The organism is Flavobacterium sp. ACN6, from assembly GCF_002304005.1.
Lineage (GTDB): Bacteria > Bacteroidota > Bacteroidia > Flavobacteriales > Flavobacteriaceae > Flavobacterium.
In genome coordinates this window covers 479,726-493,584 of the sequence record NZ_MRCQ01000001.1, presented here as the reverse complement: position 1 = coordinate 493,584, position 13,859 = coordinate 479,726, and the positions used below count along the sequence as shown (strand labels likewise).

The window sequence follows — 13,859 nt, the reverse complement described above, 5'->3', positions numbered from 1 at the left end:
TTGACAAAGCTGCCTAGTCTTCAAAATACATAAAGCTATGTGTAAAATTTAAAAGCTAAATCTGCGTGACAAAAAGTCAAATTTTTACCAATATAGTATAGAAATATACCACAATTAAGATTTAAACAGCTCGTATCTTTGTTATGTTATTAAAATTAAAAAACTCGTAAACATATGAAAGCTATAGGATTCAAAACATCATTACCGATAGAAAACCCAGAAAGTTTTATTGAATTTGAAACTGCAAAACCCATACCTGGCGCTCGCGATTTATTAGTAAAAATTGATGCGATTTCAGTAAATCCAGTCGATTTTAAAGTTCGTCAGAGCAGTGCAAAAGATACAGTTTTAGAAACACCAAAAATTATTGGCTGGGACGCTGTCGGGATTGTGCAGGCAGTTGGAGAAAAAGTGACCTTATTTGAAGTTGGAGATTTGGTGTATTATGCTGGAGATATTACTAAACAAGGAAGTAATGCCGAATATCAAATTATAGATGAAAGAATTGTAGGCAGAAAACCAACATCATTGAGTATTCAGGAAGCGGCAGTTATTCCGTTAACAGCTTTGACAGCTTGGGAAATTTTGTTTGACAGAATTAGAATCAGCGCTGAAAAAGACAAAGGAAAATCAATTTTAATTATTGGCGGCGCAGGCGGAGTGGGTTCCATTGCTATTCAATTGGCAAAGAAAATCGCTGGGTTAACTGTTATTGCAACAGCGTCGCGTCCGGAAACAATTGATTGGTGCAAAAAGCAGGGAGCCGACTTTGTAGTAGATCATAAAGATTTGATTTCTTCTGTTCGCAAAGCTGGTTTTGAGCATGTTGATTTTATTTTAGATTTTGTAGACACCAATGCTTATTGGGATAGCATGGTTGAATTAATTAAACCCCAAGGACATATCGCATCGATTACTGGAAGCAGTGAACCAATTATTTTAAATAAATTGAAAAGCAAAAGCGTTTCTTTTTCTTGGGAATTGATGTACACCCGTTCGATGTATCAAACTGAAGACATGATTGAACAGCATCATATTTTGAATAAAGTTGCCGATTTATTAGATGAAGGGATTTTGAAAACAACTTTAAATGTAACACTAAAAGGATTTACAGCTGAAAATGTAAAAAAAGCACACGAGCTTTTGGAATCGGGCAAAACGATTGGAAAAATTGCCATTAAATTTTAAGTCTTTTTTGAAATAGCGCGTAGAAGTGCTTAAAGTATTTATTTAGAATTATTTTAAATAATACGTTTTGCAACATAACAAATTTTTGTATTTTCGTTGCCTTGCAAGTCAAAATGTAAGTAAATTTTAAACCCAAAACTTAAATTGTTATGATTTCAAAAAACACAGACTTAGGATTATTAGTATTGCGTATAAGCGTTGGTGGATTGATGCTTTTTCATGGTATTGCCAAACTTATTCATGGTATTTCATTTCTGGTTGAAAATATGGGGGCATTTGGATATGCTGTCTACATTGGTGAAGTTTTAGCACCAATCGCTATTTTATTAGGATTCAGAACGAGAATTGCTGCTGTTCTTTTGGCAATAACTTGTGTAGTGGCAATTGCAACAGCTCACGCTCAGGACATTTTCTCAATCAGCGAACACGGAGGTTATGCAAACGAATTACTGATGCTGTATCTTTTAGGTGCTGCAGCCTTGTTTTTTACTGGTTCTGGTAAATATGCAGTTTCCTATTCTAATAAGTGGGACTAAATTATTTCAATTAAAATATACAATTTGTATAGAGCCCTGAACTATTTGGTTTGGGGCTTTTTTATTTTAATTAAAAATTAAAAATTAAAAATTAAAAATTTGAACTATCTACCTTTAACCATTAATTATCAATTAACTATTATCTATTAACAATTAACAATTATCAATTTAACTCTTATCGGATAAAATAACAATTTCACGGAGAGAAGTATAGGTTCTACCGATCGTACTTTTAATTTATAGACTCCAGATATACTTTTGATCAAAATTAAAACCTTAAAAATCAAAAATATGTCACCACTAACACCGTTTATCTGGATCTTATTAATATCTCCGTTACTTATTATCGCTTATTTCAAAACTGAAAAAACAAACTTTAAATACCTAGCACTTTTCATTCTTTATTTCCTTGCCGATATGTCGCTGCAGTATTACGGAAAAGAATTATTGCCCTTAGACTCTTTCGGATTAAAATTCAATTGGTCCGGAAAAACCTTGAGTTTCGCTTTATCCTTAATTGTGCTGTTTTCGGTTTCTAAAGAAGAAAGAATCAAAATCGGATTTACCTCTCGCACTAATTCAAAAAGCGCTTTAAAATTGGGCTTATTAGTATTCATAGGCTTTACTTTATTTGATATTGTTTTTAAGCTGATAATATTTCCAAAAGGCGGTGCATTTGATTTCGAAACCTTTGCTTTTCAAGCGACTATGCCGGGTTTAACAGAAGAAATCGCTCTTAGAGGAATTTCGTTATGGCTTCTAAACAAGGCTTTTGTACCAAAATGGAATTACCGAGGTGTCCAATTAGGATGGTCGTTCGTGATTATTACCATTTTATTTGGAGTTTCGCACGGCGCTGTTCTGGATCAGAACTTTCATTTAAAGTTTGATGTAATCACAATCGTATATCTTACTCTAATTTCGTCTTTTAGTGTAGGTGTTTTAAGATGCTTTTCTGGAAATCTGATGTATTCAATTTTGGGACATAATACGATTAATTTGATCAATGCGCTCATTAGAATTTTATAAAAAGTTATATTTGAAACTGCTTTACAATTGTATTATATGCCAAATGCCACATCTGCTTCTGGATACTTTTTAGACAAAGTTGCCTCTTTAAATTTCGATCAGTTTTTTACTAAAAGAAATCGGGTCTTACTGCACATTTTCATGTGGTCAGCATTCTCTATATTGTTGTTTCTGAGTTATGTAATTGGTTATCATTTGGTCTATTTTGAAGCTATTCTGTTGACGATCCGAATGGCTGTAGTGAATATGGTTGTATTTTACATGTTGTTTTATCTCTTGCTGCCAAAGATTTTTTCGGGAAGTAAAACTAGAATTATAATCCTGTTCGCACTGCTTTTTCCAATTTCGATCTTTGTCTGGATGGCGGCAACATACTTTTTCTCGTTGTTTTATAATGCTTTAGGCCTCGAAATAACTTTTGGTGAATTGAAAGGTGTAATTAAAATGAGTGCTGAGCAGACTTTTTTGCAGGCAGTTTCATTGAAAAGAATGCTTTCGCAGACGATTATAATCATTTCGCTTCTTTCTCCTTTTTGTTTTGCTAAGATTTTGGTTGAAATTACTAGACTTTACAATAAGAAATTTCAAATACAGAAAGAAAAAACTGCTTTGGAAATTCAGAATATCCAAATCGAAAAAGACTTTCTGAAAGCACAGCTTAATCCGCATTTTTTGTTTAATACTTTGAATAATTTGTACGGCTTGACGGTAAGAAAAGACGATTTGGCGCCAGAATTAATTCTGAATTTGTCTGATATTATGAGTTATACTTTGTACGAATCGAATACCGAAATCGTTCGTCTCGAAAAGGAATTGGATTTTATAAAGAATTATATCGCTTTAGAAAAAATGCGTTATACGGATGAAACCGATATCCAGATTACGATAGAAGGAGAAAGACAAACAGCCGGACTTTTCGTCGCACCGCTTCTCACTTTTACCTTTATAGAAAATGCTTTTAAATACGGATTAAAAAACGCTTCAAATGCATTTATAAAACTCGCTATTAAAATTGAGGGCGATACTTTTTATTTTTGTTTAGAAAATGATTTTGACGAAAGTCTAACGAATAAAGAGTTTGGTGGCATAGGAGTGGAGAATGCCAGAAAACGCTTGGAATTGTTGTATCCAGAACAATATGAATTAGAAATAAAAAGACTTCAAAATTCCTTTAAAGTCGATCTGAAAATAGTTTTAAGAAAGTAATGGAAAAGTTAAAATGCATTGTAGTAGACGATGAACCAATTGCAAGAGATATTGTAGAGTCTTTTATTGGCGAAATTCCATTTTTAGAATTAGAATCTTCATTTGCAGAACCGGCAAAAGCTTTAGTATACCTGCAGGAAAACACAGTTGATATTATTTTTAGTGATATCGAAATGCCCAAATTTACGGGATTAGAATTGGCACAATCGCTTACAAACCCTCCTGTAATTATATTTATAACGGCACACCGCAATTTTGCTTTGGACGGATTTGAAACCGGCGCGGCAGATTATCTGGTAAAACCCGTTCGTTTTGATCGTTTTCTAAAAGCGGTAAACCGAGCCAAAGAATACCTTTCGCTCAAAAAAAATGCAGCAATACATCAAGTCAATTCCGATCGGATTTTTATTAAATCAGAAGGGAAATTGATTAAAATTCTGCTCAGCGAAATTCTATATGTAGAAGCACAGGGAGATTATTTAAAGTTTGTAATCAATGGCGCTTCGTACACCATTTTAGGTACATTAAAAGCAATGGAAGAGGTTTTGAAACTCCCAATGTTCTTTCGCGTACAGCGTTCTTTTATCTTAAATCTAGAAGCCGTTCGAAGCCTGAACGGAAATGTAGTCGAATTAATCGACGGAAAAACAATTTCTGCTGCACTCAATAAAAAGGAAGAGCTATACCAATTGCTAGGAATTAAGTAGTTTTTACCGCAAAGTACTATTTACAATTTAAAAGCAGAATTTTTATCATAACTAGGCTTTAGATAATGATGAAAAAAGGTTTTTTAGATACAGTAATAATTAAAGTTATTAATTGTAATCTAATACTTTATATGATTCGATTTAATATATTGGAATATATGTTTATACGTTTTTAATATATACTGTTTAAAACAACTTAATTGGCAGAATATTTAACTGTGAAAATAACTAATCTTACGAAAAGGAATTGCTTTTTGGATGCTTCTAATTACTCAAAATAGCTTCAAAATAGGAAGGGAGTTGTGTTGTAGTTTTTTTTTTGTCAATTTTCTGCTTCCAAAGTAATTTTAAGTGTGTTTTTTAAGGAGTTTAAAGTGAGATCTAAAATTGATTTTCTTTCGCTTTAATCAAGCGTAAGATTAGATGTGTTTTCGATGTTGTTTTGTTAATTCTTAGTTATAAATTTTCTCTATAGTGGTTATTTAAATAATTGACTTTTAGGTATTAATATTCTTTTGTTTTAATTAAAAGTTTAAGTATAAAAATTGAACATAAATTTCATAGCATGAAACTGTTTTACGTTTTAATCTGCTGTTTTTAAGAGAAAAAAATGGCTAAAAAGAAGTCTAAAAATACTTTTGGTAATTGCACAGCTTTTCTGTAATAATCAAATTTATTTTGCCCCAAATACAAATCGCAAAAGATTATTGATTTGAGAAGTTTTCCTGATTGAAATTCGGCGGATTTTACTGTAAAAATTAAGACGCTTTTGTGTAAAAGTTAATGGAACTTAAATTTTAGATTATCTGAATTGTTTTAAGTCATTTTAAGCCTTTAATATTTAATTAAAAGGCCCGAAGTCGGTTTTATTGTTTTCGTTGATTAAAGTAATTAAAATACAGCTCCAGTAGTTTGTTGATACCTTTTTCTATAACAGAATTAAATTCATAGTCTATCTATTTTTAGTATTAACGATATTTCGCCAAAGAAAAAGCAGGAATTATCAATAAAATTTCAAAGACAATAAAATCGAAGCTGACGTGGTAAATTTTGTTCGCTTAAAATAATGATTCTGATGATTTTAGAGTTAATAACGAGAAAATCGATGTGTAAAAATATCTCTTTTATTTGGGAGTTACTGCCCGTTTTTAATTTGTATTTAGTCGAGATATGCCTTAAACTATTGTCTATTTCGGTTCAGATTCGTAAATTGTTGAAAATTACAAAACATGAATCCAAAAATAGAAGATTTAATTCCGCACAGAGCCCCATTTTTATTTGTTGATGAAATTATATCTTACACCACCGAAACAATTATCGGTTTAAATACTTTTACGCAGGAAGACAGCTGGCTTCAAGGAAGTTCTACAGATTTTAACTACGTTCCAGGAACTATTTTGATTGAAGCAATGGCACAATGCGGAGGCGCCGGTGTAAAGTTACTAGGTATTGCAGATGGTGTTTTTGGCTTGGTGAGTATGGATAAAATTGAATTCTTTGCGGGTGTTGAATTTGATAAACTGGTTAAATTTGTAGTAAAGAATATCCGCTTAAGCGAAAAAATTATAAAGCAATCTGGAGAAGCTTTTTCAGGAGATCAATTGATTATGAAAGGTGAATGGATGTGTGTTAAACTTCAATGATTTTAAAACAAAAAGATTAGAAAGCTTCGCCAATTCTAAAATAAACGCCCCAGTCTCCTTTGCCCACTGCACCATCTAAACCTACATTAAATTTTGATTTTTTAAACGGATTGTAGCGGTATCCAACTCCAGCGCCTGGATAAAGTTTCCAGTCAAAGCTTGGAGTATCAGAACCGTAAATAGTGGCAAGACCTGCAAAGCCAACGAGTCCCATTTTTTCTCCAAAATTGTAACGATATTCCCCTTGAATATCTAATAAACCAGAACCGCGGTATTTGCCTTCAGAATAGCCTCGAATATCAGTACCGCCAATAGTGCTTTGCTGTTCAAAAGCTACATTACCGAGTCCGAATTTGCCGTATAAACGAACAGCAATCACGTCTTTATCGTTTCGGCTGGGAAAGTATTTGTTGGCCTGCAGTGAAACACGATTGGAAGCCAGCTCATTATCTAGGAATTTCGGATATGTTGACCAGTCCAATCTAATTTTATAGCCTTTAGTAGGTTAATAAACAGCATTTCTCGTATCGTATAATAAATTTACAACCAAAGCATTACTGTGCGAAATGGAAGATGGCGAAATATCATCTTCATAAACCGTATTATAATAGGCGTAAGTGTAGGAGAGGCCCGCGTAAAACTGTCCGAAAACCTTGCGTTGTCCGCCAATACTTAGAATCGTGGTTTTGGTTCCGTAATCGTAAAAATCGGGCTGATCAATATCATCTACAAAAAATTGCGAATTCTGATTTCCTGTAAAAAAGAACAATTTCAAACGCCATTTATCTTCATTCAAATACCATTTGTTAAAGAAAGCCAAGAAATAAGATTTGTTTGTCGTGTAAATGGCTGACATTCCAGATAATGATTTTGGCGCAATGGTATCCGTATGATTTATCCTGTACATCGCCATAGGAATGGCACCAAACATAAAATCAAGGTTTCGATTGTAACTTAAATACGGCATTACTCTTAATTCTATTTTCTTTTCTTTTGCTTTTTTAGGAACAGAATCATTTGTGTTTTGTCCAAAAGAAAATGTAATGAAAACTGCAAAAAAGACAAGGGAAAGAAGATGCCTCATAGTTATAAATTTTGTAGTGAAACTTATATTCTGGCTGTAAAAATTTTTAAATCTTACTATTTGTGGTGCTTGTAAATTTAATTAAAATAAATGTAATTGATTGAAATAAAATAGATTATGTTTAATTTGTTCTTTTGAAAATGGAAACTAGCTGGGCTAAAGCATTTTTAGAATGAATACGTTCACCATTCTCCAGAGTATCTTTTGTAGCGATTGCAGCTCGTTCGAGCATTCGTTTTTCAAAATGGTAAAGAGCAGTTTTTATGCCATTAAATTGATCACTAGTTAGAAAATCAGCCAATTCAGCCGCATCAAGCAGGGCAAGATTAGCTCCTTTACCAGCAAATGGAGGCATGCGATGCGCGGCGTCTCCAATCATCGTAATATTATGTTGGGTTTTCCAAGTTTGATTTACAGGAAAATAATACTGCGGACGCGGGATAAAATGCAATTCACTGCTCTTAAAAAGTTCATGCCATTTCGGACTCCATTCAGAATAGATCTCTTTAAACCATTCAAAAATCTTTTGATTGTCTTTAAAATCTAAATCATTTTCTGCCAGCCATTTCTCTGGTATTTTACTGCTTAGCAGAAACATGAGTGATCCATCGCCTTTTGTGCCGTACATGATGGTTTGTTCGTTGCTGAGAGCTAGTACTTTCCCGCCTTTCGAAAACTCAAAAAGATCTGGAGCATTTTGTTGGGCGTTATATATCGTTCCTTCAATCATCGTAATTCCAGAATAAATCGGTTTTTCTGTACTTAGATAAGCACGAACTTTAGAATTTGCGCCATCTGCAGCAATTACTAAAGCGGCAAAAACAGTATTTCCGTTTTTAAAATGTAATTTCCAGCCCGTATTTTCTTTTTCCATAGAAAGAAACTGGCTGTCCCAAACCATAGTTTCAGGCAGAAGTGAATTCAATAAAATGTTTCGAAGCACGGCACGGTCTATTTCTGGACGCGGTTTTGAAATGTTTTCCAGCGAATCTTTATTGGTTTCTGAAATGGATTTCAGAGTTGCTTTTTCGATATTGTGTTCATCAAAATGCAGTTGAAAATCTTTATCCAGAATACGCGCTTTACTCGCATTGGGGCGAATATTAGCGTAAAATTCATGTAATAGATTGGCTTGTTTCATGGCTTTTAAACCTGAATCTTCATGTAAATCTAGTGGAGAACCTTGTACGCGAACTTCCTGATTGAAGTCTCTTTCATAAACTTTTACATTAATGTTTTTCATTTGTAAAAGTCGGGCAAGGAGTAAACCGCCCATTCCGCCGCCAACAATGGCAACTTGTTTATTTTGTAAATGCATAGTTTAATTTTTAAAATCTACGCAGCAAAATTATTGTGACGAAAGCGCTGATAATAGTATAAATCGGTCATTTTTGTTCTGAAACAATTCTTTCGGAAGCGAGCCTGAAATTTTTTTGATCTCTTTTATAAAATGCGTTTGGTCTGAAAAGTTTTCTTCTGGAAAAAGTTTTCCCTTTGCAATATGTTCCAATGAAGCTCGAAAACGCAGAATAGAGCAATATTCTTTTAGTGAAATTCCGAAATAATGCTGAAAATAACGGTTAATCTGACGGCTGCTCCAGTTGGATTGTTCAGATAAATCTTTTACACTCATCGCTCCTTTGGTTTTATAGATGAGGCTGAATAGCTTCTGTTTTCGACTGTCTAGCTCTTTTACTAATAAGGATTCAAGTTTGAGTGACGCCTTTTGGCAGAACAATTCAAAGTCTTCTAAATCATTTTTATTGAAGTTCCAAAAATCAGTTTCCAATGCTTTCGCAGAATTTACAAGAGCTGCGATAGATTCATGAAGAATATATTCAGCTGCAGGAAGTTTAAAACTAATTACAAAAGACAGGCTGTTGGCAGGAATTCTCCCTTTTTCGTACTGTTTTGTTCCTAAGCCTAAAAGCGTAATTCTAAAAGCTTCGTCCGATGATTCAAATAAGGATAAATCAATGCGGCCGTCAGGAAGACCAATTGTTTCTAAAGTTTGATCAGATATATTACGGACAAACCAAAAGCTGTCCACAAAATCGGAAAGATTTGGACTGGGCTGCATTGATTGGTATTCTAAACTGTCGTGCATTTTAATAGAAACATAGATTGGCGCTGACTTTTAAGAAAGCAAGACGAAATTATGCAAAATGCTGTTGATTTCTTTACAATCAACCGACTTTTTAAAGGCTCGTAAAAGCTTTTTTGTCTTTTGAAAATGAGGGATAAAAAACTTAACATTGAATAACTTGTTGTTTTTTAGCTGTTTGCGGTTGGTTTTTAGTGGTTATTAAAAACTTAACATTGGCGAATGTGTATTTCCATCTATCTTTGATTATTATTTTTTAATGTTAATTTAACAATTTGGTAATATTAAAAATTAGCATAATTCAAATTTGATTATAATAAATTCTAAAAATTAAGATAATAATGACGAAAAACGTACTTACGAATGAGCTCGATCAAGAGGTAGATGCTAATCCAGTTATTTCTACAGAAGAAAACGAGCAAAATCCAACTTTAAATTCGGAAAACGAATCAGTTGCAACTGAGGAAATTCCAGAACCAAAGGCAAAAACAAAAAGAGCTCCTAAAAAAGCAAAAGAAACTACTGAAATTGTGACTATTGAAGAAACAAATACAGACGAGAATGCGGTATCGCTAGAAACTGGGGAGCCGGCAGAAGAAAGTGAAAATAAATCTAAAACTAAAAAGAAGGACAAAAAGATGAAAGAAAAAGAGAAAAAACAGGTAGCTGAGAAAAAAGATAAACTTAAAAAGAAAAAAGCGGCCGTAGCTAAGAGAAAAGAAAAAGCGAAAGACAAAAAGAAAGAAAAAGCAAAAAAAGCTAAACTTAAAGCAAAAGCTAAAAAGAAAGACAAAGCCAAAAAAGCAAAGGATAAAGCTAAAGCAAAAAAGATTGCTAAGAAAAAAGCAAAAAGATCTAAAGCAAAAAAGAACAAGAAAAAGTAATGTTTGATTGTTAAAGGTTAATTATGAATGATGATTTTAATTTTTAATCTTTAATTTTTGATTATTAAAAGACAAAAAGTGCCTCTAATCAGAGGCACTTTTTGTCTTTTTCTTTATCATGAGAGTATCAATTTTTTGAAGAAATTCAGGATCAAATTCAGAATAGGCTCTTAGTCTGTATTTTTCATCTCTAATTTTCATAACCAAACGTATTTTTTGTACCATCAGCCATATGGGCTCGTAACGTTTGTGTCCTAAGAGGTATTGAATTTTTAGAATAGACATTTTTCTATGGGTTAATGTCATTAATTCGATGCAGATCATCCAGTAACGAATAGGTAAGTTGGAGTTTTCCATGACCGTTCCGGAACGAAGGCTGATTCTGCTGCCACATTTTTTGCATTGAAATTTTAAATCATTTCTTCTAAAAGAATGCGCGTCATGACTGCATTTTCTGCACGTGATACCATTTTCTAAACGTTTATTTTTAAGCTCTTCAATACAAGTAGCTTCGTCTGGATATTTTTCAAAGTAGGTTCTCAGCTCCATTTACAGCTTCTTTTTTTTTCTAAATATATAACTTTTATAGAAGTTTGAAACTGCTGTATAAAAAAAAGGAACATTCAAATTGAATATTCCTTTTTTGGGGTAAAAAATTACAGGTACTACAGTTTCGTCGCTATTTCTTTTTTGTATTTATTTAAAATAGATTTCGTCATTCCTAAATTGGCTTTAGTAGAGTCTACTGCTAAATAAATAAAATACTGCTGATTGTCTGATACATCAATAATATGCATTTGAGTACTAAGGGTAATCATAATGTTGTCAACTACTTGACCTTGTAGATTTAAAGCCTTAATTGCATTCATTTTTGCTTTCACTACTTCTAGATTGTAAGCCGATGCTAATTCAGGATCAAAATCTGCAAGAACAGAATGAGAATAATATGACATACCACTTGCGATTTCAGCTACAGAAACGGCGATAAAACCAGGGACGTTTTTCTTTAGGTCTTCACCAAATTGGGTTAAAAAATCTGACATAATGTAGAATTTTATTGTGTTGTAAATAAGATTGAATTGTTTTGGATGAGCAAAATTAATTATAACATATTATTTAATTATCCGCCTTGCGTACCTATTTTTATTTGATGCGTAAAAAAGGAGCTGTTGAAAGATTACACTTTTTAAAGATTTATCGAATTAAAATTTATTTCGTCTGGAAATGAAATGTTTAAAATAAAAAATTGCTTCATAAAAAGCATTATCTGCAATTTCAGAAGCAATTTTAACAAAGAAAAAAATATTCTTTTTATTTGATTTCTGTAATAAATTCGTCTTGTGGTGTTCTCACTTTTTTCAAGTTTACCAGCCAGTCGTTAGCTTCGTCTCTATAACCAAGAGGTAAAACTAAAACACTTTTAAGACCAAGTTCGCTTAAACCTAAAAGTTTATCCACTTCAGCAGGAATAAAACCTTCCATTGGTGTAGTGTCAACTTGTTGTTCTGCCGCGGCAGCTACAGCGACACCAAATGAGATATAAGCTTGTTTTGCTGCGTGATTAGCATGCCATTCTTGACCAAGAGGTTCGTACATTCCCCAAAGTCTTGCTTTGTATTCGTCCATTGCATCTGCAGGAATTCCTCTTTCAGCAATAGTTCTGTCAAATACAGCAGATATTTTTTCTAAACTGTAACCGTCCCAAGCAGCCCAGATTAATACGTGAGAAGCATCTGTAACCTGACTTTGGTCAAAACTTACCGCTCTTAGTTTTTCTTTTAATTCTTGGTTTGTGATTACAAAAACTTTGTACGGTTGTAATCCAGAAGAAGAAGGAGCCAATTGTGCTGCTTCAAGAATGTAATCTACTTTTTCTTGCGGAACAGCTTGTCCGTTCATTTTTTTTGTAGCGTAACGCCACTTTAGTGCATCTATTAAGGCCATTTTTTTCAATTGATTAAAATTCTATCCAAATGTAAAAACTTTAAGTGTATTTTTGTCATCTTATTACCAAAAGTAACTGTAACATCGAGGTAACTCACTAACATTTTATGATAAAAGAACCAGAATACGATCAAAAAAAATGTACACAGCATATTATGTCAGTGCATGATGCCATGTATATCTTGAACGGAAGATGGAAAATTTCCATTATAGCCTCCTTATGTTTTAATACTTTACGATTTAGCGATTTACTGCGCGAAGTCGAAGGGATTTCGGGTAAAATGCTGAGCAGGGAATTAAAAAACCTCGAAGAAAATCAATTGGTTACACGAACAGTTTTAAAAACACAGCCCATAACAGTCGAATATGAATTGACGGAATACGGGCATACTTTAAAAGAAGTAATAGAATCTTTGGCGAAATGGGGATATAACCACCGAAAAAGAATTACCGGTAAACAATAATATCAGCTTTTGAGTTCAGATATTCTCTGAAAGAAACCTTGATTGGCTAGCTTTTGTTCTGCCTCTTCAATGGCTTTCAGGAGATTGTTTTGATTATCGCTGATTTCGTTTAAGGTATTCTTCATAACGCTCCAAACCGGCTGCATTTTCACCACCAATTCTTTTCCTTTTGGGGTAAGAACAATCAGTCTTTTTCTTTCGTCTAATTTGTCTTTTTTCGAACTGATGATTTTTTCTTTTTCCAATTCCTTTAGCAGACTTATGGTTGAAGGATGGCTGTAACCAATTTCTCCCGCTATTTCTACAACGCTGAGCATTTCTTTGATATGAAGCGTATAAATAACAGGAAACCATTTAGGTTCAAAATCAATATCATAAGATTTGTAAACAAGTGCTCCGTCCTTTCGCAATTGCTCGCTCAGGCGTTGTAATCGGGTCGAGAGGGCTAATATGCCTATTTCATCAATTATATTCATTACTTCGAATTTAGCTGCAATTGGCAGAATACATTATCTGGTTTCATGATTGGGAAATCTACAGGCAGGGCTTCTTTCGGAATCGTTACAAAATGGTTCTTTTCGTAAAAACGCAAAGCCGCCTGCAATATCGTAACAGTTCCTAAATATAAGTTTTTAATCCCATTTTCTTTGCTGTAAGCAATTAATTGCTCCAATAAATGCTGGGCAATAGCAAATTCTTTTCCCCGGTATTCCTTCTTTACAAACATTTTTCTAATAGCTCCGGCTTCAGGACTGAATTTTACCAAAGCAATCGTTCCCACTAGTTTTTCATCAATAAAAGCACCTAAAAAAGTTCCTCCAGGTTTAAAATAAAAATTCTCAATCTCCAATAAATCTGGCTGATCTTCGATAGTAATAGGAACATTAAACTCTTTTTGCTGAATATTTAAAATCAGGTCTACGATTTCTTTTTCGTATTCATTTTGTATGGGCTGAATCTGCATTTTTGTTTGAAATTTTATATAGGTACAAAACTACGTAGTTAACTACATATAAACAAATAAAAAACTGCTGAAGTCAGCAGTTTTAAGTGTTTTTTATGATAATTTA

At 33.2% G+C, this 13,859-nt stretch carries 16 protein-coding genes and 1 pseudogene; 8 read left to right on the top strand and 9 right to left on the bottom strand.

Annotation, left to right across the window (positions count from 1 at the left end; translation table 11 throughout):
* The first annotated feature begins 174 nt into the window (after positions 1 to 174).
* The 6 genes from BSF42_RS02220 (at position 175) to BSF42_RS02195 (ending at position 6,309) form a co-directional block, all read left to right on the top strand.
* Positions 175 to 1,188, top strand: a complete 1,014-nt coding sequence (locus tag BSF42_RS02220) for a zinc-binding alcohol dehydrogenase family protein (RefSeq protein WP_095951485.1) — start codon at positions 175 to 177, stop codon at positions 1,186 to 1,188.
* A 149-nt stretch (positions 1,189 to 1,337) separates the two neighbouring features.
* A complete protein-coding gene (locus BSF42_RS02215; protein ID WP_095951484.1) occupies positions 1,338 to 1,724 on the top strand; it encodes a DoxX family protein in 387 nt (128 codons plus the stop codon).
* A 291-nt stretch (positions 1,725 to 2,015) separates the two neighbouring features.
* A complete protein-coding gene (locus BSF42_RS02210) occupies positions 2,016 to 2,753 on the top strand; it encodes a type II CAAX prenyl endopeptidase Rce1 family protein (protein ID WP_095951483.1) in 738 nt (245 codons plus the stop codon).
* A 36-nt stretch (positions 2,754 to 2,789) separates the two neighbouring features.
* Positions 2,790 to 3,959 (top strand): sensor histidine kinase, encoded by a 1,170-nt coding sequence (locus tag BSF42_RS02205; protein WP_095951482.1) that lies wholly within the window; start codon positions 2,790 to 2,792, stop codon positions 3,957 to 3,959.
* Entirely contained in the window at positions 3,959 to 4,666 is a 708-nt protein-coding gene (locus BSF42_RS02200; protein WP_095951481.1) for a LytTR family DNA-binding domain-containing protein, read from the top strand. Before BSF42_RS02205 ends, BSF42_RS02200 begins: the two co-directional genes overlap by 1 nt.
* 1,229 nt (positions 4,667 to 5,895) lie before the next feature.
* On the top strand, positions 5,896 to 6,309 hold the full coding sequence (locus BSF42_RS02195) for a beta-hydroxyacyl-ACP dehydratase (protein ID WP_095951480.1): 414 nt from the start codon (positions 5,896 to 5,898) through the stop codon (positions 6,307 to 6,309).
* 16 nt (positions 6,310 to 6,325) lie between these two features.
* Here the strand turns inward: BSF42_RS02195 and BSF42_RS22620 are convergent, their stop codons facing one another.
* The 4 genes from BSF42_RS22620 to BSF42_RS02180 form a co-directional block, all read right to left on the bottom strand.
* Positions 6,326 to 6,790: a hypothetical protein gene (locus tag BSF42_RS22620; RefSeq protein ID WP_216360273.1), complete on the bottom strand. Its 465-nt coding sequence runs from the start codon at positions 6,788 to 6,790 to the stop codon at positions 6,326 to 6,328.
* A gap of 24 nt (positions 6,791 to 6,814) precedes the next feature.
* Entirely contained in the window at positions 6,815 to 7,393 is a 579-nt protein-coding gene (locus tag BSF42_RS22615) for a hypothetical protein (RefSeq protein WP_216360272.1), read from the bottom strand.
* Positions 7,394 to 7,514: 121 nt separating this feature from the next.
* Positions 7,515 to 8,711 carry an NAD(P)/FAD-dependent oxidoreductase gene (locus BSF42_RS02185; protein ID WP_095951479.1) on the bottom strand — a complete coding sequence of 399 codons (1,197 nt, stop codon included), beginning with the start codon at positions 8,709 to 8,711 and terminating at the stop codon, positions 7,515 to 7,517.
* Between the two features lie 30 nt (positions 8,712 to 8,741).
* The gene (locus tag BSF42_RS02180; protein WP_095951478.1) at positions 8,742 to 9,500 is read right to left on the bottom strand and encodes an AraC family transcriptional regulator; all 759 of its coding nucleotides are present in this window, start codon (positions 9,498 to 9,500) and stop codon (positions 8,742 to 8,744) included.
* A gap of 338 nt (positions 9,501 to 9,838) precedes the next feature.
* On the opposite strand from BSF42_RS02180, the gene BSF42_RS22315 reads away from it, so the two are divergent.
* Positions 9,839 to 10,381 carry a hypothetical protein gene (locus BSF42_RS22315; protein WP_141248424.1) on the top strand — a complete coding sequence of 181 codons (543 nt, stop codon included), beginning with the start codon at positions 9,839 to 9,841 and terminating at the stop codon, positions 10,379 to 10,381.
* Between the two features lie 96 nt (positions 10,382 to 10,477).
* Here the strand turns inward: BSF42_RS22315 and BSF42_RS02170 are convergent.
* The 3 genes and pseudogenes from BSF42_RS02170 to BSF42_RS02160 all read right to left on the bottom strand — a co-directional run.
* A pseudogene (locus BSF42_RS02170) lies at positions 10,478 to 10,930 on the bottom strand (transposase); the annotation flags it as partial.
* A 116-nt stretch (positions 10,931 to 11,046) separates the two neighbouring features.
* Positions 11,047 to 11,424 carry a hypothetical protein gene (locus BSF42_RS02165; RefSeq protein WP_095951476.1) on the bottom strand — a complete coding sequence of 126 codons (378 nt, stop codon included), beginning with the start codon at positions 11,422 to 11,424 and terminating at the stop codon, positions 11,047 to 11,049.
* Positions 11,425 to 11,692: 268 nt separating this feature from the next.
* Positions 11,693 to 12,325: a nitroreductase family protein gene (locus BSF42_RS02160; protein ID WP_095951475.1), complete on the bottom strand. Its 633-nt coding sequence runs from the start codon at positions 12,323 to 12,325 to the stop codon at positions 11,693 to 11,695.
* A 107-nt stretch (positions 12,326 to 12,432) separates the two neighbouring features.
* On the opposite strand from BSF42_RS02160, the gene BSF42_RS02155 reads away from it, so the two are divergent.
* Positions 12,433 to 12,789 carry a helix-turn-helix domain-containing protein gene (locus BSF42_RS02155; RefSeq protein WP_216360271.1) on the top strand — a complete coding sequence of 119 codons (357 nt, stop codon included), beginning with the start codon at positions 12,433 to 12,435 and terminating at the stop codon, positions 12,787 to 12,789.
* A 2-nt stretch (positions 12,790 to 12,791) separates the two neighbouring features.
* Here BSF42_RS02155 and BSF42_RS02150 read toward each other — a convergent pair whose 3' ends face one another.
* Both BSF42_RS02150 and BSF42_RS02145 read right to left on the bottom strand, forming a co-directional pair.
* Positions 12,792 to 13,265: a MarR family winged helix-turn-helix transcriptional regulator gene (locus BSF42_RS02150; protein WP_095951474.1), complete on the bottom strand. Its 474-nt coding sequence runs from the start codon at positions 13,263 to 13,265 to the stop codon at positions 12,792 to 12,794.
* Positions 13,265 to 13,753, bottom strand: coding sequence for a GNAT family N-acetyltransferase (locus BSF42_RS02145; protein WP_095951473.1), 489 nt, complete (start codon positions 13,751 to 13,753; stop codon positions 13,265 to 13,267). Before BSF42_RS02145 ends, BSF42_RS02150 begins: the two co-directional genes overlap by 1 nt.
* Positions 13,754 to 13,859: the final 106 nt, after the last annotated feature.

Excerpts from the sequence above, each read along its gene's own strand:
- BSF42_RS02220 (WP_095951485.1), top strand. The coding sequence starts at position 175 with ATGAAAGCTATAGGATTCAAAACATCATTACCGATAGAAAACCCAGAA.
- BSF42_RS02215 (WP_095951484.1), top strand. The coding sequence starts at position 1,338 with ATGATTTCAAAAAACACAGACTTAGGATTATTAGTATTGCGTATAAGC.
- BSF42_RS02210 (WP_095951483.1), top strand. The coding sequence starts at position 2,016 with ATGTCACCACTAACACCGTTTATCTGGATCTTATTAATATCTCCGTTA.
- BSF42_RS02205 (WP_095951482.1), top strand. The coding sequence starts at position 2,790 with ATGCCAAATGCCACATCTGCTTCTGGATACTTTTTAGACAAAGTTGCC.
- BSF42_RS02200 (WP_095951481.1), top strand. The coding sequence starts at position 3,959 with ATGGAAAAGTTAAAATGCATTGTAGTAGACGATGAACCAATTGCAAGA.
- BSF42_RS02195 (WP_095951480.1), top strand. The coding sequence starts at position 5,896 with ATGAATCCAAAAATAGAAGATTTAATTCCGCACAGAGCCCCATTTTTA.
- BSF42_RS22615 (WP_216360272.1), bottom strand. The coding sequence starts at position 7,393 with ATGAGGCATCTTCTTTCCCTTGTCTTTTTTGCAGTTTTCATTACATTT.
- BSF42_RS02185 (WP_095951479.1), bottom strand. The coding sequence starts at position 8,711 with ATGCATTTACAAAATAAACAAGTTGCCATTGTTGGCGGCGGAATGGGC.
- BSF42_RS02180 (WP_095951478.1), bottom strand. The coding sequence starts at position 9,500 with ATGCACGACAGTTTAGAATACCAATCAATGCAGCCCAGTCCAAATCTT.
- BSF42_RS22315 (WP_141248424.1), top strand. The coding sequence starts at position 9,839 with ATGACGAAAAACGTACTTACGAATGAGCTCGATCAAGAGGTAGATGCT.
- BSF42_RS02165 (WP_095951476.1), bottom strand. The coding sequence starts at position 11,424 with ATGTCAGATTTTTTAACCCAATTTGGTGAAGACCTAAAGAAAAACGTC.
- BSF42_RS02160 (WP_095951475.1), bottom strand. The coding sequence starts at position 12,325 with ATGGCCTTAATAGATGCACTAAAGTGGCGTTACGCTACAAAAAAAATG.
- BSF42_RS02155 (WP_216360271.1), top strand. The coding sequence starts at position 12,433 with ATGATAAAAGAACCAGAATACGATCAAAAAAAATGTACACAGCATATT.
- BSF42_RS02150 (WP_095951474.1), bottom strand. The coding sequence starts at position 13,265 with ATGAATATAATTGATGAAATAGGCATATTAGCCCTCTCGACCCGATTA.
- BSF42_RS02145 (WP_095951473.1), bottom strand. The coding sequence starts at position 13,753 with ATGCAGATTCAGCCCATACAAAATGAATACGAAAAAGAAATCGTAGAC.